The sequence below is a fragment of the Mesorhizobium sp. M7A.F.Ca.MR.245.00.0.0 genome (assembly GCF_003997415.1).
Classification (GTDB): Bacteria; Pseudomonadota; Alphaproteobacteria; order Rhizobiales; family Rhizobiaceae; genus Mesorhizobium.
Window position 1 is genome coordinate 423,986 of record NZ_RZTE01000001.1, and the last position, 20,819, is coordinate 444,804.

The following is a 20,819-nucleotide window of genomic DNA, read 5'->3' on the forward strand; positions in this document are numbered from 1 at the left end:
TGCGGGGAAAAGCGGTCAGGTCATCGTCATGTCGGCGCGGTCGTCGTCGGCAAGAAGTTTTGCATCGACGACGGACCAGCGCAGATCGACCGTGTCACCAATCGAGAACGGTGTGGCTTCCAGCGACGAGCGCACGATGGCGACCGAGCCGTCGCGAAGCGTCACCTGGTATTTCGAACCCGACCCCAGATAGATCGCTTCGCTGATCTCACCGGTGAGGCTGTTCTGCCCGGCGGCGGGAGGCGTGTTGGTGCCGGCAAGCGACAGCTTCTCCGGCCGCAGCAGGACCACCGGTTTGCGGCCGCCGGCGAGCTTGCCGCGGGCCGCGATCTTCTGGCCGGCGATCGTCAGGCTGGTTTCGTTTCCGGACGTCTGGGCGGTGCCACGCAAACTGGTCGATTCGCCGATGAACTTGGCCACGAACAAGGTCGTCGGCTCGTCATAGAGCTGGCGGCCAGTTCCGACCTGTTCAATGCGCCCTTGGTTGAAGACGGCGATGCGGTCGGAGAGCACCAGCGCTTCTTCCTGGTCGTGCGTCACATAGACGAAGGTGGTGCCGAGTTCGCGGTGGATACGCTTGATCTCCAGCTGTAGCCATTCGCGCAGTTTCTTGTCGAGCGCGCCGAGCGGTTCGTCCATCAACAGCAGCGGCGGATCGAAGACGATGGCACGCGCCAGCGCCACGCGCTGCTGCTGGCCGCCGGAAAGTTCGGAGGGATAGCGATGCGCGAAGTCGGCCATCTTGACCATGTCCAGTGCTCGTACGACGAGACGGTCGCGCGCCTGCTTGTCCATGCCGCGCAAGGTGAGAGGATAGGCGACGTTCTTGCCGACTGTCATGTGCGGAAACAGCGCGTAATGCTGGAAGACGACGCCGATGTTGCGCTTGTGCGCCGGCAGGGCGACGATGCTCTTGCCGCCGACGGCAAGATCGCCTGCGGTGAGGTCGGTGAAGCCGGCCACCACATTCAGGGTCGTGGTCTTGCCCGAGCCGCTAGGCCCCAGCAGCGTCATGAACTCGCCGGGCTCGATATGCAGGCTGACATCGTCGAGCGCGGTGAAATTGCCGTAACGCTTGGTTGCGCCCTTGATGTCGATGGCCGCGCCACGTTCCCTCGCACTCATCTCAACTCCTCGTCGATTTCGAGCTGATGATCAGCCCGGCGCTGATGATCAGCGTCGTGGCAATGAAGATGATGGTTCCGACGGCCGTCACCGTCGGGTCGGCGTCGCGGGTGATGCTGGTGAAGATCTGCACCGGCAAGGTCTTGAGGTAGGGACTGGTGATGAACAGCGCGACGATGATTTCATCGAAGGAGGTGACGAAGGCAAACAAAAGCCCGGACAGGATACCGGGCGCGATCAGCGGCAAGGTCACGGTGCGGAATGTGGTGAAGCGGTTGGCGCCGAGGCTGGCCGCCGCCGTTTCCAGCCGCACGTCGAAGACTTCGAGGCTTGCCGATACGGCGATGATGACGAAGGGGATCGCCAGCATCGTGTGCGCGATGACGAAGCCGGTGGTGGTGCCGACAAGCTGGTAGTCGAGGTAAACGGCATAGATGCCGATCGCCAGCACCACGCCGGGCACGATCATCGGCGTGATCAGGATAGCGCGCAGCAGGCCGGCGCCGGAATGTTTCATGCGGCTGAGGCCAAGCGACGCCAGCGTGCCGATCAGCGTGGCGGCAACGGCGACGAGGCCCGCGACCCTCAGCGAATTGAAGAAGCTCGACAGCCAATCGGGATTGGTGAAGAAATTCGCGTACCACTGCCAGGAGAAACCGGAGGGTGGGAAGGCCAACGACTTCTTCTCGTTGAACGACATCGGGATGATGACCAGCGTCGGCATGACCAGCCACACGGCGACCAGCAGGCAGAACAGGCCGAGCAGGATGCGGAAGGGGGCCAGCCTCATGATCTGGCCGCCTGCTTGTGGCGCTGGCGCATCAGCGGTGCGGCGAGCGCCAGAAGCACGAAGGTCGCGACCAGCAGGACGACCCCCATGGCGCCGCCGCGTCCCCAGTTGAGCAGGCTGAGCACCTGGCTCTGCACCAGCGTCGACAGCATGGTGCTGCGCGGGCCGCCGAGCAGGGCAGGGGTGATGTAGAAGCCGAGCGACAGGATGAAGACGATGATGGCGCCGGCGAAGACGCCTGGCAGCGACAGCGGCAGATAGATCTGCAGGAAGGCACGTGCGGGCCGCGCGCCGAGGCTGCGCGCCGCCTGCACGAGGCGCAAATCGATGCCGCGCATGACAGAATAGAGCGGCAGGATCATGAACGGCAGCAACACCTGCGCCATGCCGATGACGACTCCGGTCTGCGTGCGGATCAGCTTCACGCCGTCAAAGCCGAGCAGCCTGATGACCGAATTGACGATGCCGGAATCCTGCAGCAGGATGACCCAGGCCAGGGTACGCACCACGCCGCTGACCCAGAACGGTACGAGCACGCACAGGATGAGGACCAGCCGCAGGCGCGGCCCGACCGCCGTCATGAGATAGGCGTAGGGATAGGCGGCGATGACGCAGACGATGGTGACCCAGGCGGCGATGGAAAAGGTGCGCCACAGGACGGTGACGTTCACCGGCGTGGAGAAGAACCAGACGTAGTTCTGCAGGCCCCAGGCCGGGTCCGAAAAACTGCGCAGCGTGACGGTCAGCAAGGGATAGCCCATAGCCGCGATAAGCAGGAGCAGGGCCGGCATCGCCAGCAGCGACGGATAGGCGGCAAGGCGCAGGCGCCGCTGCGGCCCCTGCACGGCACCTGACGGCCGGGGATAATCACCCCCGGCCGTCGGCGTATGCGATGTCTGGCTCACGCCGTCACCTCAGTGGTAGCCGGCTCAGTTGCCGGCCATCAGCGCCGTCCACTTGTCGGACGCAGCGGCGAAGTTGGCGACCCAGAACTTGATGTTCTGCTGATAGCCGAGCTTGGCGTGGTCCGGCGTGTTGGTCAGGAAGGCGGCGACGGACGCGTCGACCTTTGGCTGTGCCTCGTTGTTGATCGGCGAGTAGGAGGTCTGCTCGGTCAGGATCTCCTGCGACTTCTTGCCGAGATAGGCGTTGATCAGCGCGTAGGAGGCATCGGGGTCCTTGGCGCCGACCGGGATGGTCAGCTGATCCATGACGACCAGCCAGTCCTTCCAAACCGGCGTATAGGCAGCGCCATTCTTGACCGCCGTCATGGCGCGGCCGGTCCACATGATGATCATGTCGGCCTCGCCGGATTCGGCGAGCTGCTGGGATTCGGCGCCGGTTTTCCAGAAGATCGTGTCGGGGCCGATCGCCTTGATCTTGGCGATGCCCTTGTCGATATCGGCAGGCGTCATGGCGTCGACCTTGCCGCCGTCGGCCAGGATGGCCTGTTCGATCAGGCCGCCGAGCGGGCTGCCGCTGCCGTCGATGGCGCGGGTGCCGGGGAATTTCGCGGTGTCGAAGAAATCCTTCCAGTCCTTTGGCGGATTGTCCTTGTACGTGTCGTTCTTGTACATCAGGACCATGCCGTAATTCATCGCCGGCACGCTGCACTCGCCGACCTGTCCGGGCGGGATGTGCGAGATGTCGAGCTTGGTCAGATCGAGTTTCTGGAACAGTTTTCCGCAATGCACGAAGGGCGGAAAATCATCCGTGTCGACGACATCCCAGGTCACATTGCCTGATTCGACCTGCGCCTGAAGCTTGGCGATTTCGGTCGGTCCGTCGTTCAAAAGCTTGACGCCGCTCTTGTCGACGAATTCCTTAAGCGCGGCAACCTGGCCGTCCTGGTAGATGCCGCCATACGAGACGAAGGTCAGCGTCTTGCCCTTCAGCGACCCGTCCACCACGGTCCCGGCAGGCGGCGCGTTCTGCGCGTGAGCGGCGGCCGCAAGCAATGCCAGTGCGGCGGCGCCGAAAAACCCGGCCAATCTTGATCTGCTTCCCATTTTCTAACCCTCCGATGGCTCGCTGTTTGATTTTGGCAGACCGGGCGCGAGCGTTTTCCGGGCTACATATTGGTCGAGGTCGACGGCGCCGCTTGTCGGCGGCGCAATGATCCACAGTACTTCGGCCACCGTATCGCCGACATTGATCGTCCGGTGCGGCGTCGAGGTCGAATATTCGATGCTGTCGCCCTCTTCGAGCGTGAAGCTCTCGTCGCCGAGCGTCAGTTGCACGCGTCCGCGCAGCACGAGGAACATCTCGTTCGCGTTGCCATGCGTGTAGGGCACGTCGCCGGTGGAGCCGCCGACGGCGAACTCGCCGCAATAGACTTCCATCTCGCGGATCGGCCGGCGCGACAGCAGCGTCTTGCGGTAGCGTTCGCTGGTCGGCAGCGCCGGCCGTTCGGCCCGTGTCAGCACCGCGTGCGGCGACACCTCGCGTTCGTCGAAAAGATCGGCGAGGCTGATGCCGAGCGCGTTGGCGATCAGCATCAGCGTGCTGGTGTTGGCACCAGAAAGGCCGCGCTCGAGCTGGCTCAGGAAGCTGGCGGTGGTGCCGATCATGTCGCCGAGCTGGCGCAGCGTCAGGCGCCGCGTGGTGCGATAGGCCTTGATGCGATCGCCCAATACCGTCGAGCGGCGCGCTTCGGCGCTGGTTGCGGCATTGTCGTTGAGTGCGTGATCCGCAGCGATTTTCATGGCGATCTCAGGGTTCACTTAACATGCTATTAAGTGAGGCGTCCTGGCAAGCGGAATCGCCTTGTCATTTGAAAATCATCGATGGACCTGCAGAGAGCCCGTAATCGGCCGACCGGCAACGCCGGTTCGGCTCGATCACTGGATCATGAAGCGCGAACTGAATGGCAGGCTTGCCGCGCCGACGGCCTTCGGGCTGATGCTGACCCGCGCGGGCAGCGCTTCGATGCCGGGGAATTCCCGGCCGATGTCGGCGCACAAGGCCTTGGCGATCTTCTGCGGCGCGTAGCTGGACAGGACGACCGTCCTGAATTCGACAAACTGGGTCAGTGCGGAAATAGAGGCTTTCAGGCGGTTGGAGCATTCCCCTAGCCATTCGCTGTAGGCCTCGCCAAGGTCAGGCCACTCGGGGCTGCTGCTCCAGATGATTTCGGACGGGCGCCGGCGCTTGGTCAGTTCGCTCTCCAGGCGCACAAGGCCATGATCGAAGCTGGCGCTGGAGTTTCCCTTGTAGATCTGGTGGTTGAGGATGAGCCTGCTCTGCAGCCGTGCTCCCAGATAGAAGAACAAATAGTCGTTGAGCGGCTTGGCGACTCCGAACATGCTCTCGCCGCCGGCCGCCGCGGTGATGTCGTTCTGCACGAAAACCGGCAGCTTGATCTGTTCCTCGATCTCCCCCTGCAAGGCTTTCAGCGAGGTGCTCGATCCGTTGCGGGTTGCAGCCATCGTGTCGACATCGTCGGGAACGGCCAGGCCGATGCCGGCAACCCGGCTGCGCGCCTCGACCGGCAGGCTGGTCATGGCTTGCCTGATCGCGCCGAACAGATCGCTGCTTTGCGGAAAGGGATTGGCTTCATCCGCCGGCAATTGCGTGTGGAAGCGCACGGTGCCGATGAAATCGATGAGTGCGATGTCGATCCTGCGCCGGCTGAAGCCGACGCCAACCGCATAGGCGCCCTCCGGGTTGAGCGAAAGCGGGATGGTGGGCGGCCCGACGCGGCCGCGCTGCGCTTCGCCCTGCGAGACCAGGCCTTCCTGCTCGAGCGAACGGACGATGACCGAGGCCGTCTGCGCCGACAGGCCGGTCTTTTCGCCGATTTCCATCCGCGAAATGCCCTCGTTCTGAAGCAGCAGCGACAGCACCAGCCGCTCATTGTAGCTGCGCACGCTCAACGCATTCAGCCCGCTCGCACGATCGGCGATGCGCAATGGATTGGGTGGTGCGAACCTCATGTCAGGCAAGGGTCGCCCCGTCGGTAAGAGCGCGCTGCCTCGCGGCGGTATGGTTGCTCATGTCGAGCGGCTCCAGCCGATGGCATCGACCGCTCGGGCAAGTGCGGTGCCCAGCAATCTGTGCGCCTCGGCATCGATGTGAAAGCCGTCCGCTTCGCTGCACGAGACCACCGAGCCGGCATCGAAAAAGTGGAGTTCGAGCGAGTCCGCCAGAACCTCGAACTCGAGCGCGAGCAGGCGCGATTTCTCCGGCGCACCGGCGAAGATGGACTTCCATTCCTTGACGTCGTCCTGCATCGGCGGCGGCGCCACGATCATGATCTCGGGCGTCGAGCCGCCTGGCCCAGGCGCCAGCTCCTTGATGTCGTAGACGAGGCAGCCGATCCCCATCGCCACTTCCGACGGCGGCTTGTTGAAGCGGATCTTCAAATCGTTAGTGCCGAGCATGATGATGACGAGGTCGAGCGTCGCATGGCTCTGCAGGCAGGGGCGAAGATAGGTTCTGCCGTTTTTGTGGGCGCCCTCGATCGGGTCGTCGTGGACGGTGGTGCGGCCGCTCAATCCTTCCTCGATGACATACCAGTCGGGGCCTAGCTGAGAACGCAATATCCCCGGCCAGCGTTCACCCGGCCCATAGCGCTCGAGCGGCCCCCTGCCGGGGATCTGGCCGTGCGTGTTGGAGTCGCCGTAGCACAAGACTGATCGCATGTTTTTCCCGCCGGGACTGACAGCGCGCCGAAGCCGGCGAGCGCCAATCATGATGGATAGAGGAGCGATGAAAGGCAAGCAAGGGAATAGTCATTCAACATGACTAACTATTGACAGGGCGAATCCGCTGTGCTTCTAAAGTGCCCGGAGGAGTTCTCGACCGTCATCATCGTCCAGCAGGAATTGGGCTTCGGCACGCATGTGTTCGGGGGCGGGAGAATTGCGTGCATCGGTCGGTTTGCGACAACGAGCATGCATTGGGAGAGCGTCTCATGGCCGTACGCATTCGTACGGCCGGCCATACGAATTCGTAGGCCGGGGCAACCACAAGGAGGAGAGTTTAATGTTAGGATTGCTGAAAACCGTCGGCCTGGGGATGCTCGTTGCGTCCACGCTTGCCGTGACGTCGCTGGCGCATGCGGAAGACATCAAGCTGATGGACGGCGTGGCGCCGCGCCCCGACGACACGCGCATGACCGCGGCCGGTGCGTTCAAGAAGGACCCGCCCTGGGTCATCGGCATGAGCGACTTCGGCGTCAACGCCAACACCTGGACAGTACAGGTGGCGCATGAGGCGGAGAACGCCGCGGCCAAGGACAAGCGCATCTCGAAATTCATCCTGCTCGATGCCGGCTTCGACCAGAAAAAGCAGGTGGCCGACATCGAGGACCTGATCGCGCAGCATGTCGACGCGATCATCGTTCAGCCGGTGACCAGCACATCGGCCAATGCCAGCATCGCCAAGGCGGTCGCCGCCGGCATCCCGGTCATCCTTCACACCGGCCGCATCGATTCCGACGCCTACACCACCGAAATCCAGGGCGGCGCCGAGCATTTCGGCAAGGTGATGGGCGACTGGCTGGTCAAGACCGTCGGCGACAACGGCAAGATCTGGGTCCTGCGTGGCCTGGCCGGCCATCCGGAAGACACCAACCGCTACAACGGCTTACTGGAATCACTTAAAGGCACGCATGTGCAGATCATCGCCGAGGAGCATGGTGACTGGCAGTACGACAAGGCCAAGAAGCTGTGCGAGACGCTTTATCTGAACAACCCACAGGTTGACGGCATCTGGTCGTCCGGCGCTGACATGACGCGCGCCTGCGTCGATGTCTTCAAGCAGTTCGGCACGCCCGTTCCGCCGATTTCGGGCGAGGGCAACAATGGCTATTTCGGCCAGTGGATCACGGACGGGTTCAAGTCGATCTCGCCGGAATACAGCCCCGCCCAAGGTGCGGCCGGCGTGCGCGCCGCCGTTGCCCTTCTGGAAGGCAAGCAGCTCTACAAGCGCTATGTCTACAATCCCGACGGATGGGACCAGGACAAGGCCAAAAAATATTATCGCGACGACCTCACCGCCAATGTCTGGTGGCCAAGCGAACTGCCAGAAGACAAGCTCAAGGAATATTACGGCAAGAAGTGACGGCGCCGTGGCTGGCGGGGAGTGGACAAGCATTCCCCGCAGGCCATTCCATCTGTCGAATCCGGTTCGTTCGAGGGTTTCGTGACCAATCTTATCGAGATGTCCCACATTTCGAAGGCATTCGGAGGGAGCAAGGCGCTCCATTCCGTTTCCCTCGATCTCAAGGCGGGCAGCGTCCACGCCCTGATGGGCGAGAACGGCGCCGGCAAATCGACGTTGATGAAGATCCTGGCGGGCGTGCATCAGCCCGATTCCGGCGAGATCTTCATGAACGGCGAGAAGCTCGATTTGAAGTCACCGCGCGCCGCGCTCGATGCCGGCATTTCGACCGTTTTCCAGGAGCATTCGCTGCTGCCCAATCTATCGATCGCCGAGAACATGTTTCTCGGCCGGGAGCCGACGACACGGTTCGGCTCGATCGATTATCGGGTGATGAGCAGCCAGACCGCCAAGGCGCTTGGCGAACTCGGCCTCACGCTCGACCCGTCGCAACTCGTTTCCAACCTGACGATCGCCGAGCGGCAATTCGTCGAGATCGCGCATTGCATCCAGGCCGACGCCGGCGTGCTCATCCTCGATGAACCGACGGCGGCGCTCAACGCGGCCGATGTCGATGTGCTCAACCGCAACATCCGCCGGCTGCGCGATAAGGGGAAGGCTGTCGTCTACATCTCGCATCGCATGGAGGAGATCTTCGAGCTGTGCGACACGGTGACGGTGCTGAAGGACGGCGCACTGGTCGGCACAAGAATGGTGTCCGAGATCACCACCGACGAACTCATCGCCATGATGGTCGGACGCGAACTCCAGGACCTTTTTCCCGATCGTACTGATAACAAAGGCGACGAGATCCTGCGCGTCGAGAACCTGAGGATCACCGAGACATCGCGGCCGCTGTCGCTGACATTGCACAAGGGCGAGATCGTCGCCCTGGCCGGCCTGGAGGGACAGGGCCAGCAGCGCTTCCTGAGATCGCTGATCGGCCGCTATCATCCCTCCGCCGGGACGATTTCCGTCAACGGCAAAGCGCTGAAAATGCCGCTCCCGGCATCATCAGGCGTTCGCCATTTGCAGCAGCTGAGGGTCGGCTTCGTTCCAGAGGACCGCAAGGAAGAGGGGCTCTTCCTCGCTTTGCCAATCGCCCACAACATCGCCATCGGATTGCATTCGAGGCGATCCGAACTCGCGGCGGCGCGGCCGTATCGAAACGTGATCGCCCGCATGATGGAGGTCATGAACATAAAGGCGGCAGGGCCGTCCGCGCCGGTCGGCTCCCTGTCCGGCGGCAACCAGCAAAAGGTTCTGCTCGGCCGCTACCTGGCCGCCGATCTCGATCTTCTGCTGGTCGAGGAGCCGACCCGCGGAGTCGACATCGGCGCCAAGTCCGAGATCTACCACCTGCTGCGCGACTTTACCGCCAAGGGCGGCGCCGTGCTGGTGCTGTCGCGCGAGACGATCGAATTGATCGGGCTCTGCGACCGCATCTACGTCGTCCATGACGACACCATCGTTGCCGAAATGCCGGCAGCGCAGGCGACAGAACACAAGATCCTCGACGCGGCCCTGACGGGCGGCTCCGCGCGCCAGCATTAGGGGCCTCCATGCATCGTTCGCTTTTCAGCATCCTGAGTGGCCGGAACACGCGGCAAGGCCTGTGGGGCCTGCCACTTCTGGTCGCCTTGCTCATTTCGCTGTGGCTGACCGTCGAGACGACGCAGTTCGCGACGGCCGAAAACCTTTTCAACCTGGTGGCCCAGGCGATGCCGCTGATCATCGCGGCGATCGGACAGCTCGTCGTCGTGCTCATCGGCGGGCTCGACCTGTCGGTCGGTTCGGTCATCAGCTTCACCACGGCGGTGCTGGCGCTCGACCAGCCGGCGATCGTGCTGATCCCGGCGGTCTTTCTTCTGGCGGCACTCATCGGGCTGATCAACGGCCTGGCGATCACCCGCTTCAACGTCCATCCGATCATCGCGACGCTGTCGACGCAGTACATCGTGCTCGGCATCACGCGCATCCTGCGTCCCGTCTCCGGCGGCACCGTGCCGGAGATCGTCATCGATGCCGTCTCGGGCAGTTTCCTCGGCATTCCCTATCCGGTTTTCTGGGGCATCGTCGTGATCCTGGCAGCGTGGAAACTGCTCTACGGATCCCGGTACGGGCTGCATCTGTTTGCGATCGGCGGCGGCATCGCGTCCGGCGCCGAAAGCGCTGCCCGCAATTTCGGCGTCTCCGACCGCCGCAACATTATCCTCGCCTATGTGGTCTGCTCCTGTTTCGCGGCCGCTGCCGGTGTCTTCCTGGCCGGGCGCATCGTGTCGGGCGATCCGAATGTCGGTCTGCTTTTCGAACTCGATACCGTCACCGCCGTGGCGCTCGGAGGCACCCAGCTCTCCGGCGGCATCGGCAGCCTGCACGGCACAGTGATCGGCGCGCTGGTCATGGCGCTGCTGGCTAACGGCATGAACCTCGCCAACGTCTCGCCCTTTGTTCAGACAGCGATCAAGGGCGGCATCCTGCTGGCGGTGGTCGGGTTGCAATCCCGCAAGAAAATGGGGCTCTGAGCGATGGCCGCCGTTCTCGCAAATCCGATCGCCCGGCGTCTGCTGCGCATCCCGCCGTCCTATTTTGTCTTCATCGTGCTGCTGGCGACGCTGTGGATCGCGCGACCGAACATGCTCAACCTCAACATCATGGGCATCTTCGTCAGGCAGATCGTGCCGCTCGGCATCCTGGTGCTGGGGCAGCTCGTCGTCATGCGGGTGAAGTCGATCGACCTCTCTGGCGGCGGCATCATCCTGCTCATCAACTATTTCATCTCGTCGGGCACTTTCCCCGGCGCGTCGATGCCTTTCTTCGTCGTGCTGGCGCTCGCCACCGGCCTCGTCATCGGCCTGTTCAACGGCTTCATGATCGGCAACCGGCGGGTGTCGGCGGTCATCGTCACGCTGGCGGTCAGCATCATCCTGGTCGGGCTGGTGCAGTTCCTGTCGAGCGGCAATCCGCCCGGCGATGTGCCGAAGCTGTTCAACGACCTATACAACACGAAATTCCTGTCGGTTCCGACGCCGGTGCTGTTCTGGGTCCTGCTGACCGCTTCGGTGTGGCTGCTTCTGTCGCGGACCATCTTTGGCCGCTACGTCGCTTCGGTCGGGGAGAATGCCGAAGCCGCGCATTTTTCCGGCGTGCCGGTCCAGCGCACGGTCATCCTGGCGCATACGCTCGCCGGCCTGATAGCGGCGATCGCCGCCCTGGTGCAGACCGGTTCCATCGCCGTCGGCAGCGTCCGTATCGGCCTCGACCTGCCGATCCTGGCGGTCGCGGCAACGATCCTCGGCGGCGTCGTCTTCGGTCGTGGCGACGGCGGCGTCTGGGGGCCTTTCTTCGGGGCGCTGTGTTTTGCGCTGCTGTTCGTGGTGATGACGGTGCTCGGCATCGACGAGCCCGGCAAGCTCATCGCGCAGGGCGTCATCATCCTCGGCGCGGCGATCTTCTACGGAGTGCGCGTGCGAAACCCCTGATTTGAAACGGCGAAGAGCAAGTGCGCCGGCGTTCAGACAATTGCAAACAGATGGAGAAACATGGATGTCACCGCCAAAAAACATCATGTGCTACGGCGACTCGCTGACCTGGGGCTGGGTTCCGGTCAAGGAAGGGTCGCCGACCTACCGCTACCCTTATGATCAGCGCTGGACCGGTGTGATGGCGGCGGCGCTGGGGGCGGGCTACCACATCATCGAAGAAGGCCTGAGCGCGCGCACGACCTGTCTCGACGACCCCAACGATCCGCGCCTGAACGGGGCGAACTATCTGCCCTCGGCCATCGCCAGCCATCTGCCGCTCGACCTGGTCATCGTCATGCTCGGCACCAACGACACCAAGTCTTATTTCCGCCGGACGCCTTATGAGATCGCCAATGGAATGGCGAAACTGGTCGGGCAGATCCTGACCAGTGCCGGCGGCATCGGCACCCCTTATCCGGCTCCCAAGGCGCTGGTCATTGCGCCGCCGCCGCTGACCCCGATGCCCGATCCGTGGTTCGAGGGCATGTTTGGTGGCGGGCACGAAAAATCCAGGGATCTGGCCAGGCAGTACAAGGCGATGGCGGATTTCATGAAGATCGATTTCCTCAATGCCGGCGATTACCTCACTACGGATGGTGTTGACGGCATCCATTTTACTGCCGGAAACAACGCCGATCTGGGACGCGCCGTCGCCGACAAGGTCAAGTCGATCCTTGAGCCGGGCAAGGTCAGCACTGCCGCCTGAAGCCGCCACGCCCGTCGGCTCGCGGCACACAGGCCCACGGCGCGGGTGTATCGCTCGTTCCTCCGGCGATGCACCATCGATACGGGGCCGTTTGGCCCCGTATCGATGTGGCGCTCGACGCCTGCAGACCTGCATTGATCTACGGCCTTGTGCCCCGAGGAACATGATCGGCAGACGATTTGGTTTGGCGGTCGAAAACGACCGCCAAGCCGTTCTTCACGGCAAGCGAGGCGACCCTGTCGTCGAGTTCGCGATCGGGAATGGCGGGTTTGAGGACCTGCCGGATGGCCCGATAGGCCTGCTCGGTCGACACATAGTCGTAGCGCTTTTTGCGCGCTTCCACATATTGCTCGATGAGAATGCCCAATTGGCGGGCGGCGATGTCATCTGGTTGCTGCAAGGGAGCCTCCTCAGCGTCGATCGTTTGCAGACCCCCGAGATGTAAAACCCACGCCGCGAAAGTTAAGGCCTGCTGTCGGCTTGAAGCCCAAAAAATCTATTGCCTTCGTTCAACGAACTGCACCGCAGAGTGACATCGTGTCCGAACTGGCACATCGCAGCCGCAAGGCGCGGGTCAACTTGCCCGTCCGAATCCCGACCAAAGCGTGTATTCACAACAGCTCCGACAGAACGGCCATGAAATGGTCGTTCTCCGCTGTCGAGCCGATGCTGACGCGCACATAGGTGTCAAAACCCTGCTGCTTCCACGGCTTGACGATGACACCTTGACGCAGCAGGCCTTCGACGAAGGCGGAAGCATCTTGCCGGCAGTTGAAGAACAGGAAGTTGCCCCTGGAGGCAGCGACATCGAGGCCCTTGCTCGCCAGGAAAGTCTCGACGCGTTTTCTCTCTGCATTGGCCAGCGCGACGACCTTGGCAAGGTGTTCGTCGTCGGCCAGTGCCGCGAGTGCGGCGGCCTGGGCCATGGCGTTGGCGTTGAAAGGCGTGCGGACGCGATCGAGCAGCGCGCGCAGCTCCGGGTCACCGACGATGCCGAAGCCGATCCGCAATCCGGCCAGACCGAACGCCTTGGAAAAGGTCCGTAGCACGATCCAGGGCTGCTCCAGCTTTTCGAGATAGGGCAGGGACGATGCATAATCGTCGCCCTTGGCATATTCGGCATAGGCTTCGTCGATGACGATCAGCGTCTCGTCGCCGACCGCATCCAGAACCCTCGACAGATCGCCGCCGGAGAGCCAGCTGCCGACCGGGTTCATCGGGTTCGAAAACAGCAGCATGCGCGGCCGTTCGCGCACCGCCTCGACCAGCGCATCGACATTGATGGTCAGATCGTCGTTGACGACAACGCGTTTGACGGTCGCCCCCATCAGCGTTGCGTAGTCCTCATGCAGCGGGAACGACGGATAGAGCGTGACGACCGCGTCGCCCGGCCGCAACACGGCACGGCTGATGACGGAGAGAAGGTCTTCGGAACCGTTGCCGAGGATGATCTGGCCCTCGGCGACGGCATATTTGTCGCCGATCGCCTGGCGCAGCTTGCGCCCGGCGGGGTCGGGATAGAGGCGGAACATCTCGGAGCCGGCATGCATCGTCGTGGCTAGCGTCGGGCTGGGCCCGAGCGGGTTTTCGTTGGAGCCCAGTTTGGCGATCCTGGCCGGTGCGTATCGCTCCATGACCTCGTCAATGGTGAGCCCGGAATTGTAGGGCGACAAACGGTTGACTTCGGTGCGGACCATGTCCGAGGCTTTCGACACGGGCGGGCTCCTCTGCGGTGGATTTCGTCATCCGTACCGTAGTCGAAATAGTTTGTATATGCTTGTATATGTAACTTGGTCTGCTAGTCTCGACGCTGAAGCGGAAACCGACGCCGGTAAGGAGGATCACATGCGCAACGCTTCTCTCTTCGATCTCTCCGGCAGGAAGGCGCTTGTCACCGGCGCAAGCCGAGGCATCGGGCGCAGCATCGCCGAAGCGCTGAGTGCTGCCGGCGCCGACGTCGCGGTCTCGGCGCGCAGCCTGGCCTCATTGCAGGACACAACGGCAGCCATCCGCGCCGCCGGCGGAGTGGCGCACGCCATCGCTCTCGACGTCACCGATGTCGGCCGCTGCCGGGCAGCGACCGCAGAGGCTGCCAGCCTGCTTGGCGGTCTCGACATTCTCGTAAACAATGCCGGGATGGAGGAAGTCCGGGCCTCGCTCGATGTCGACGAGGCGCTGTGGGACAGGATCGTCGACACCAATCTGAAGGGAGCGTTCTTCTGCGCCCAGGCCGCCGCGCGGCAGATGCGGGACGCCGGGCGGCCTGGCGCCATCATCAATTTGTGCTCGCTGACATCCGAAGTCGGCATTCCCACCGCGGTGCCGTATGGCTCGTCGAAGTCGGGCCTGCTCGGCATGACGCGGGCGCTTGCGGCGGAGTGGGCGGAGCTTGGCATAAGGGTCAATGCGATCGCGCCGGGCTATTTCAGGACGGCGATGACGGACGTTTTCTACAGCAACGAGGCATGGCAGCACTCCATGTTGGCCAAGATCCCGCAGCGGCGTTTCGGTGATCTCTCCGACCTGCACGGCATCGCGGTGTTCCTCGCTTCGGATGCGGCGGCCTACATAACCGGCCAGTCCATTCCGGTCGATGGCGGCTTTCTCGCCTCGATCTGACGAGGCAGGTTTGTCTCCGTGGTTTCGACGGGAAGGATGATGGAAAAATTGCTGGCGACTATCATACATACATGTATATACTTTTGCCCGGTGAAGCCTCTCGACGGCTTTGATCCTTGCCCCGGTCGGCCTGTCGACCCGCAGAACTATGGCCATCCACGGGCCAACCGTCATTGCGTTCCAAGAGTTCCAGGAGACGAGCAATCATGTCCGACATCAGCTTCCACGATTTGTCATCCATCGATGCCGACCAGCGCGCCAGTCTGCTGAAGCGCGCCGAGGCCGATCTGACGGTCTTCGTCGAGAAGGTCCGGCCGATCATCCAGGCCGTCAAGGACGAAGGCGATGCCGCCTTGATCCGCTTCGCCAGGGAACTCGACAAGGCCAATGTCGCCGAGGGCGAACTGCAGGTGTCGGAAGCCGAGTTCGACGCGGCGTTCGACAAGGTGGAAAAGGATGTCGTCCAGAGCATCCGGTTCGGCATCGACAATATCAGGCATTTCCATGAGGAGCAGAAGCCGGAGACGATGTGGCTCAAGGAAGTCCGGCCGGGCGCCTATGCCGGCGACAGGTACACGCCGATCGCATCCGTTGCGCTCTACGTGCCGCGCGGCAAGGGCGCCTTTCCATCGGTGACGATGATGACGTCGGTGCCGGCGGTGATTGCCGGCGTGCCGCAGATCGCCATCGTGACGCCGCCGACATCGGATGGTTCGGTGGATGCGGCAACGCTCGTCGCCGCGCGTCTCGCCGGCGTGGGCACGGTCTACAAATGCGGCGGCGCCCAGGCAGTTGCCGCCGTCGCTTACGGCACCGAGACGGTGAAGCCCGCGCTCAAGATCGTCGGCCCCGGCAGCCCGTGGGTGGTCGCGGCCAAGAGCGTGCTGTCGTCGGTCATCAACACAGGCCTTCCGGCCGGCCCGTCGGAAGCGATCATCTTTGCCGATGACAGCGTTGACGGCGGCCTTGCCGCGCTCGACCTGTTGATCGAAGCCGAGCACGGGCCGGATTCCTCGGCCTATCTGGTGACGCACAGCCGCAAGGTTGCAGAAGCAGCGCTTGCTGCACTTCCCGAGCATTGGTCGCGGATGACCGAGCAGCGTGTCGAGTTTTCGCGCGCGGTGCTGACCGGCAAGCGCGGCGGCATCGTGCTGACCGCGTCGCTGGAAGACAGCTACCGCTTCATCAACGACTATGCGCCCGAACATCTCGAGATCCTGTCGAAGGAGCCGTTCGCGCATCTCGGGCGCATCACCGAGGCGGCCGAAATTCTGATGGGCCCGCACACGCCGGTGACGCTGGCCAACTTCGTTCTCGGTCCCAATGCTGTGCTGCCGACTAGCCGTTGGGCGCGGACCTACGGGCCGCTTTCGGTAACGGATTTCGTCAAGCGCTCGTCGGTCGGCTATGTCACCTCGGTGGCCTATCCGGAACTCGCTCTGCACGCCCGCAGGCTCGCCCGCTACGAGGGCTTCAGCTCGCATGAGAACGCGGTCTCGGAAATCCGCGACCGCTATCTCGCCGGTTGAGCGGAAGCGATCGTGATGAAGGCCGCACGACTGTATGGACCTGGTGACTTGCGCATCGAGGACATCGCCACGCCGGGCGTGCCGGATGCGGGCTGGGTGAAGCTCAGGGTCGACGCCGCCGGCATTTGCGGTTCGGACCTGCACAATTTCCGCACGGGACAGTGGATAAGCCGGTCGCCTTCGACGGCCGGCCATGAGTTGACCGGCACGGTGACTGCCATCGGCGCGGGCGTGGACGCCTTCGCCGTCGGCGACAGGGTGGTCGCCGATTCCCGTTTCTGGTGCGGAAACTGCGCGCAATGTCATGGCGGCAGGCGGCATCTCTGTGTGTCGCTGGGCTTTGTGGGAGAAATCTGCGACGGCGGGTTTGCCGAACAGGCGGTGCTGCCCGCGCGGCTTTTGCATATCATCGATGCCGGGCTCGACGAGCGGGTCGCGGCGATGGCCGAGCCGCTGGCGGTGGCGCTGCACGCGGTGCGGCGCCTGCCGAAAACGGCCGGCTCGGTGCTGGTCGTCGGCTGCGGGCCGATCGGCGGTCTTGCCGCGCTATTGCTGTCGCGAACCTTCGCCGGCACCGTGCTCGTCGCCGACCGCAACCAAGCTCGCAGCGCCCGCGTGTCGCAGGTGACGGGTGCCAGGATCGTCGATCTGAACCGAGATGCCGTTGCCGCCGCAACCGCCAATGCCCCGCTGCTCGCGGCCATTGAGGCGACCGGCAGCGTCGCGGCGCTCAACCAATTGCTTGGCGTTGTCGATCCCGGCGGCACGATCGCCATGGTGGGCATCTTCCATGGCCGCCTCGACATTGATCCCAATACGCTGGTCGAACGCGAAATCGGCTTGCTGGGATGCCACGCCTTTGCCGATGAGCTGCCCGAGGCGGTGCGGATGCTAGGTGAACTCAGCGAACCGCTGTTGGCGCTGATCGACCAGGAGATCGGCCTGGATGACATTCCGGCTGCCTATGAGCGGCTGTTGGCGGGACACAGCGACGGCTTGAAAACAATCATCCGCATGCGGCAACCTGTCGAGCAGTCGTGATTTCCGATGAATCGCCGGAAAGGACTTTTGAAATGATCACTTTGCCCGACACGGCCAGCCCTCTTTACGAGAAGGTGAAGGACTACATCCTGGCGAACATCGGAACGGGCCGGTGGGGCAAGGATCGCAAGCTGCCGTCCGAGAACGAGTTGGTGGCTTCACTCGGCGTGTCGCGGATGACGGTTCACCGGGCGCTCAGAGAGTTGACCTCGGCCGGGTTCCTGATCCGCCTGCAAGGTGTGGGAACCTTCGTCGCGCCGCCGCGGCCGCAATCGACGCTGATCGAGATCAACAACATCGCAGCCGAGATCGTGGAGCGCGGCAACCGGCATCGCTCCGAAGTCCTCGTCCTCGAAACCATCATGCCGACAAAGGAGCTGGCGCTGTCGTTCGAGTTTCCAAAGCGCGTCTCGATCTATCATTCCGTCGTCGTCAATTTCGAGAATGATCTGCCGGTGCAGCTGGAAGAGCGCTTCGTCAATCCGAGCCTCATTCCCGATTACGACAAGCAGGATTTTTCGAAGACGGCGACCTACGACTATCTCATGCAGAAAACCCCGGTGACCGAAGTCGAGCATATCATCTCGGCGATCCCGGCCGACGCCGAGACGGCGCGGCATCTGGGCATCGATGTCGGCGCCTGCTGCCTTTTCCTGCACCGCCGGACATGGACAGGCGCGGTGGTGGCCACCATCAGCAAGCTGACTTATGCCGGCAGCCGCTACTCGCTCGGCAGCCGCTATTCCCCTTCAAAAAGCAGCTAACGGAAGCAGGACGAATGCAAGTCGGAGCGGTTTCGTTGTCAATGTATATACATGTGCTGACGAGAACACTTTCGCTCTCGAATGGACGGGCCAAGAAGGACAACAGATGACGCAGACACCGAGTCGCACGGCGCAGATCCGGGCACTCGCGCAGCATGATGTTGCCGAAGCACAAAGCGCGCTGGCGGCATTGCTGGGCGACCTGTTTGCGATGAGTCCCCGCAATGTGCGCATCAACTTCGACAAATACAGCCTCAATTCCCTGAACGGCTTCTTCGAAGACGACGGCAAGGCCTACTTCTTCAAATTCCATCAGGAGGAGCGGGAGGAGGCGATGACGGGCGAGTATTACCGCGCCGAGATTCTGTCGCGCGCCGGCCTGCCGGTCGACCAACCCATACACATGTCGGCGCAGCCCGGCGAGCAGATCCTTGTCTACCGCCGCCGCACGGATCCGAGATTTTCGGATGTGCTGTTCGCGCTGGATGCGCAGGACGATGCCGGCAAGCGGCAAGAAGCCGTTCTTGCCGAGCGCGACCTGTCGGCCAGGCTGCTCAAGGTCTATCTCGAGACGCTGCATCCGGTGACTGTCGCGGAGGTCTCGGCGGAGCCGATCCACAGGCTGTTTCATGAGCGGCTGATCGATGCAAACACAAGCTTGTCGCCAGGCGGCCGGCTGGCCGATTTCTATGTCGGCAAGCCGTTCGTCTTTCCCGGTGCCGAGCTGGATTGGGATCGGTTTTCCCGGCTGAAATTCGTCATCAACGGCCAGCAGTACACCCACAGCGTCGGTGAGCTTTTCGATGCCGCCGCAGTGCGCTTGCGGCCCGACCGGCTTGCCGATGCCGGCGGCGTGGTCGCGCATGGCGACGCCCACAACGCCAATGTCTGGTACACGGCTAAGGCGGGGAGGGCGGAACTGTCCTTCTTCGATCCCGCCTTTGCCGGCTCGCATATCCCGACGCTGCTGGCGGAGGTGAAGGCGACGTTCCACAACATCTTTGCCCATCCGTTCTGGCTCTATGATCCGGCGACCGCGACAGAGGCTTTTCGCGCCCAGGCGCGGCTGGACGGAAATCTGCTCCATGTCGACACGGACTGGGACCTGAGCCCCGTCCGCCGCGACCTGCTGGAGGTCAAGGCGACAGCGCTGTGGCGGCCATTGCTGCTGGAGCTCAAACGGCGCGGCATGCTGCCGGCCGATTGGCGCGCGGTGCTGCGGGCCGGTCTTTTCCTGTCGCCGACGCTGGTCATGAACCTGCGGGCCGGCGCGCGCAGCCATACGCGGGTCTCCTCCCTCATTGCCTTCTCAGTCGCGGTCATGGTCGGCAGCGAACCCGTTGCCGGAGCCGATCGGGTGACGGGTTTCCTCGATCGGATCGATCCGGAAAAGCGTGAAAATTGAGTCTTTCCAACTTGTATATGCATGTATGTATTTTAGCCTTGACATCCGCTCCCGCTGACGCTGAAATATCCTCGCACTTCACCATGAAGTGGCAGGTAAGACGCCGAGGCACAGTGCCGCAAGAGCAGAAACCCGCAGTCTCACCAGACCGGCTACCTTAGTCAGAAAAAGCGGTCTGATCATCAAGGGGAACAAAGATGATGCGTAACCTAACAGGACAATTTCGCGCGCTCGTGATGGCCGCCGCCATCGGGCTGGCCGCCGCCCCGGCAGCCTACGCAGCCGATGCGGCCATTCCCACCACGCCCGAGGCAGGAGCGTTCAAGATCGGCATCGAGCCCTGGCTCGGCTATGGCCAATGGCATGTCGCCGAGGCCAAGGGCCTGTTCAAGACAAACGGGCTGAGCGACGTCCAGATCGTCAACTTCGCCGAGGACAAGGACATCAACGCAGCACTTGCAAGCGGCCAGCTCGACGCCGCCAACATCGCCACCCACACGGCGATGGGGATGGTCGCGGCCGGCCTGCCGGTGAAGATCGTGCTGCTGCTCGACGTCTCCATGACCGCCGACGCCATCATCGCCGGCAAGGACGTCACCTCCATCGCGGACCTCAAGGGCAAGCAGGTGGCCTTCGAGGAAGGCACGACGAGCGACATTCTGCTCAAATACGCGCTTGCCAGGAACGGCATGTCGATCGACGATGTGAAGCCGGTTCCGATGCCTGCGTCCGATGCCGGCAGCGCCTTGATCGCCGGCCAGGTGCCGGTCGCGGTGACCTATGAACCGTACCTCACCGTCGCCATGGCGCAGAACAAGGACCTCAAGCTGCTGTTCACCGCCGGCGAGGATCCCGGCCTGATCAGCGACGTCCTGGTGGTGCGTGACGAGGTGATCAAGTCGCGGCCCGGCCAGGTGCTGGCCATGATCAAGAGCTGGGACGCGGCGCTCAAGGACTACAATGCCGACACGCCCGGTGGACGCGCCATCATCGCCAAGGCCGTCGGTTCGGACGTCAAGGACCTCAACACCGCCTTTGACGGCGTGCGCTACTACTCACTCGCCGAAAACAAGACGGCGCTGACCGGCGATTTCACCACCAAGACCTTCGCCGATGTCGAGACCGCCGCCAAGAACGCCAAGCTGCTGCAGGCCGATGTGACGCCGGAGCAGATGATCGACCCGGCCTTCGTCAAGGCAGCGGAATGACCA

General features: G+C 63.0%; 20 protein-coding genes. 11 read left to right on the forward strand and 9 right to left on the reverse strand.

Annotated features, from left to right (window positions below):
• Positions 1–15: 15 nt before the first annotated feature.
• The 7 genes from EOB80_RS02040 to EOB80_RS02070 form a co-directional block, all read right to left on the reverse strand.
• Positions 16–1,125, reverse strand: coding sequence for an ABC transporter ATP-binding protein (locus EOB80_RS02040; protein ID WP_127326489.1), 1,110 nt, complete (start codon positions 1,123–1,125; stop codon positions 16–18).
• Position 1,126: 1 nt separating this feature from the next.
• Positions 1,127–1,915 (reverse strand): ABC transporter permease, encoded by a 789-nt coding sequence (locus EOB80_RS02045; RefSeq protein ID WP_127267129.1) that lies wholly within the window; start codon positions 1,913–1,915, stop codon positions 1,127–1,129.
• Positions 1,912–2,820 carry an ABC transporter permease gene (locus EOB80_RS02050; RefSeq protein WP_127326490.1) on the reverse strand — a complete coding sequence of 303 codons (909 nt, stop codon included), beginning with the start codon at positions 2,818–2,820 and terminating at the stop codon, positions 1,912–1,914. The genes EOB80_RS02045 and EOB80_RS02050 overlap by 4 nt, the downstream gene beginning before the upstream one ends.
• Positions 2,821–2,844: 24 nt before the next feature.
• On the reverse strand, positions 2,845–3,924 hold the full coding sequence (locus tag EOB80_RS02055; RefSeq protein ID WP_127319889.1) for an extracellular solute-binding protein: 1,080 nt from the start codon (positions 3,922–3,924) through the stop codon (positions 2,845–2,847).
• A gap of 3 nt (positions 3,925–3,927) precedes the next feature.
• Positions 3,928–4,620 (reverse strand): XRE family transcriptional regulator, encoded by a 693-nt coding sequence (locus tag EOB80_RS02060; RefSeq protein WP_127326491.1) that lies wholly within the window; start codon positions 4,618–4,620, stop codon positions 3,928–3,930.
• A gap of 135 nt (positions 4,621–4,755) precedes the next feature.
• A complete protein-coding gene (locus tag EOB80_RS02065; protein WP_127326628.1) occupies positions 4,756–5,850 on the reverse strand; it encodes an ROK family transcriptional regulator in 1,095 nt (364 codons plus the stop codon).
• Positions 5,851–5,907: 57 nt separating this feature from the next.
• Entirely contained in the window at positions 5,908–6,558 is a 651-nt protein-coding gene (locus tag EOB80_RS02070; protein WP_023809404.1) for an SGNH/GDSL hydrolase family protein, read from the reverse strand.
• 343 nt (positions 6,559–6,901) lie between these two features.
• Between EOB80_RS02070 and EOB80_RS02075 the strand changes: the two genes are divergently transcribed.
• The 5 genes from EOB80_RS02075 (at position 6,902) to EOB80_RS02095 (ending at position 12,250) form a co-directional block, all read left to right on the forward strand.
• The gene (locus tag EOB80_RS02075; protein ID WP_023809403.1) at positions 6,902–7,981 is read left to right on the forward strand and encodes a substrate-binding domain-containing protein; all 1,080 of its coding nucleotides are present in this window, start codon (positions 6,902–6,904) and stop codon (positions 7,979–7,981) included.
• 81 nt (positions 7,982–8,062) lie between these two features.
• The gene (locus EOB80_RS02080; protein WP_127326629.1) at positions 8,063–9,574 is read left to right on the forward strand and encodes a sugar ABC transporter ATP-binding protein; all 1,512 of its coding nucleotides are present in this window, start codon (positions 8,063–8,065) and stop codon (positions 9,572–9,574) included.
• An 8-nt stretch (positions 9,575–9,582) separates the two neighbouring features.
• Positions 9,583–10,545: an ABC transporter permease gene (locus EOB80_RS02085; protein WP_127326492.1), complete on the forward strand. Its 963-nt coding sequence runs from the start codon at positions 9,583–9,585 to the stop codon at positions 10,543–10,545.
• 3 nt (positions 10,546–10,548) lie between these two features.
• Positions 10,549–11,502, forward strand: a complete 954-nt coding sequence (locus EOB80_RS02090; protein WP_127272456.1) for an ABC transporter permease — start codon at positions 10,549–10,551, stop codon at positions 11,500–11,502.
• 64 nt (positions 11,503–11,566) lie between these two features.
• Positions 11,567–12,250, forward strand: a complete 684-nt coding sequence (locus tag EOB80_RS02095) for an SGNH/GDSL hydrolase family protein (protein WP_127271777.1) — start codon at positions 11,567–11,569, stop codon at positions 12,248–12,250.
• Positions 12,251–12,389: 139 nt separating this feature from the next.
• Here the strand turns inward: EOB80_RS02095 and EOB80_RS02100 are convergent, their stop codons facing one another.
• Together EOB80_RS02100 and EOB80_RS02105 are read right to left on the reverse strand one after the other, a co-directional pair.
• Positions 12,390–12,650, reverse strand: a complete 261-nt coding sequence (locus EOB80_RS02100) for a hypothetical protein (RefSeq protein ID WP_127326493.1) — start codon at positions 12,648–12,650, stop codon at positions 12,390–12,392.
• A 211-nt stretch (positions 12,651–12,861) separates the two neighbouring features.
• Complete coding sequence (locus tag EOB80_RS02105) at positions 12,862–13,965, reverse strand: histidinol-phosphate transaminase (protein WP_127326494.1); 1,104 nt, start codon at positions 13,963–13,965, stop codon at positions 12,862–12,864.
• 130 nt (positions 13,966–14,095) lie between these two features.
• Here EOB80_RS02105 and EOB80_RS02110 point away from each other — a divergent pair, with 130 nt between their 5' ends.
• The 6 genes from EOB80_RS02110 to EOB80_RS02140 all read left to right on the forward strand — a co-directional run bounded on the left by EOB80_RS02110 (position 14,096) and on the right by EOB80_RS02140 (position 20,816).
• Positions 14,096–14,869, forward strand: coding sequence for a 3-oxoacyl-ACP reductase family protein (locus tag EOB80_RS02110; RefSeq protein ID WP_127326495.1), 774 nt, complete (start codon positions 14,096–14,098; stop codon positions 14,867–14,869).
• 206 nt (positions 14,870–15,075) lie between these two features.
• The gene (hisD, locus tag EOB80_RS02120; RefSeq protein WP_127326496.1) at positions 15,076–16,398 is read left to right on the forward strand and encodes a histidinol dehydrogenase; all 1,323 of its coding nucleotides are present in this window, start codon (positions 15,076–15,078) and stop codon (positions 16,396–16,398) included.
• Positions 16,399–16,413: 15 nt separating this feature from the next.
• Positions 16,414–17,439, forward strand: coding sequence for a zinc-binding dehydrogenase (locus tag EOB80_RS02125; RefSeq protein ID WP_127326497.1), 1,026 nt, complete (start codon positions 16,414–16,416; stop codon positions 17,437–17,439).
• A gap of 32 nt (positions 17,440–17,471) precedes the next feature.
• A complete protein-coding gene (gene hutC, locus EOB80_RS02130; RefSeq protein WP_127326498.1) occupies positions 17,472–18,203 on the forward strand; it encodes a histidine utilization repressor in 732 nt (243 codons plus the stop codon).
• 106 nt (positions 18,204–18,309) lie between these two features.
• Positions 18,310–19,608 (forward strand): hypothetical protein, encoded by a 1,299-nt coding sequence (locus tag EOB80_RS02135; RefSeq protein WP_127326499.1) that lies wholly within the window; start codon positions 18,310–18,312, stop codon positions 19,606–19,608.
• A gap of 200 nt (positions 19,609–19,808) precedes the next feature.
• Positions 19,809–20,816 (forward strand): ABC transporter substrate-binding protein, encoded by a 1,008-nt coding sequence (locus tag EOB80_RS02140; RefSeq protein ID WP_127326500.1) that lies wholly within the window; start codon positions 19,809–19,811, stop codon positions 20,814–20,816.
• The last annotated feature ends 3 nt before the right edge of the window (positions 20,817–20,819 follow it).

Excerpts from the sequence above, each read along its gene's own strand:
- EOB80_RS02040 (WP_127326489.1), bottom strand. The coding sequence starts at position 1,125 with ATGAGTGCGAGGGAACGTGGCGCGGCCATCGACATCAAGGGCGCAACC.
- EOB80_RS02045 (WP_127267129.1), bottom strand. The coding sequence starts at position 1,915 with ATGAGGCTGGCCCCCTTCCGCATCCTGCTCGGCCTGTTCTGCCTGCTG.
- EOB80_RS02055 (WP_127319889.1), bottom strand. The coding sequence starts at position 3,924 with ATGGGAAGCAGATCAAGATTGGCCGGGTTTTTCGGCGCCGCCGCACTG.
- EOB80_RS02060 (WP_127326491.1), bottom strand. The coding sequence starts at position 4,620 with ATGAAAATCGCTGCGGATCACGCACTCAACGACAATGCCGCAACCAGC.
- EOB80_RS02065 (WP_127326628.1), bottom strand. The coding sequence starts at position 5,850 with ATGAGGTTCGCACCACCCAATCCATTGCGCATCGCCGATCGTGCGAGC.
- EOB80_RS02070 (WP_023809404.1), bottom strand. The coding sequence starts at position 6,558 with ATGCGATCAGTCTTGTGCTACGGCGACTCCAACACGCACGGCCAGATC.
- EOB80_RS02075 (WP_023809403.1), top strand. The coding sequence starts at position 6,902 with ATGTTAGGATTGCTGAAAACCGTCGGCCTGGGGATGCTCGTTGCGTCC.
- EOB80_RS02085 (WP_127326492.1), top strand. The coding sequence starts at position 9,583 with ATGCATCGTTCGCTTTTCAGCATCCTGAGTGGCCGGAACACGCGGCAA.
- EOB80_RS02090 (WP_127272456.1), top strand. The coding sequence starts at position 10,549 with ATGGCCGCCGTTCTCGCAAATCCGATCGCCCGGCGTCTGCTGCGCATC.
- EOB80_RS02095 (WP_127271777.1), top strand. The coding sequence starts at position 11,567 with ATGTCACCGCCAAAAAACATCATGTGCTACGGCGACTCGCTGACCTGG.
- EOB80_RS02110 (WP_127326495.1), top strand. The coding sequence starts at position 14,096 with ATGCGCAACGCTTCTCTCTTCGATCTCTCCGGCAGGAAGGCGCTTGTC.
- hisD (WP_127326496.1), top strand. The coding sequence starts at position 15,076 with ATGTCCGACATCAGCTTCCACGATTTGTCATCCATCGATGCCGACCAG.
- EOB80_RS02125 (WP_127326497.1), top strand. The coding sequence starts at position 16,414 with ATGAAGGCCGCACGACTGTATGGACCTGGTGACTTGCGCATCGAGGAC.
- hutC (WP_127326498.1), top strand. The coding sequence starts at position 17,472 with ATGATCACTTTGCCCGACACGGCCAGCCCTCTTTACGAGAAGGTGAAG.
- EOB80_RS02135 (WP_127326499.1), top strand. The coding sequence starts at position 18,310 with ATGACGCAGACACCGAGTCGCACGGCGCAGATCCGGGCACTCGCGCAG.
- EOB80_RS02140 (WP_127326500.1), top strand. The coding sequence starts at position 19,809 with ATGCGTAACCTAACAGGACAATTTCGCGCGCTCGTGATGGCCGCCGCC.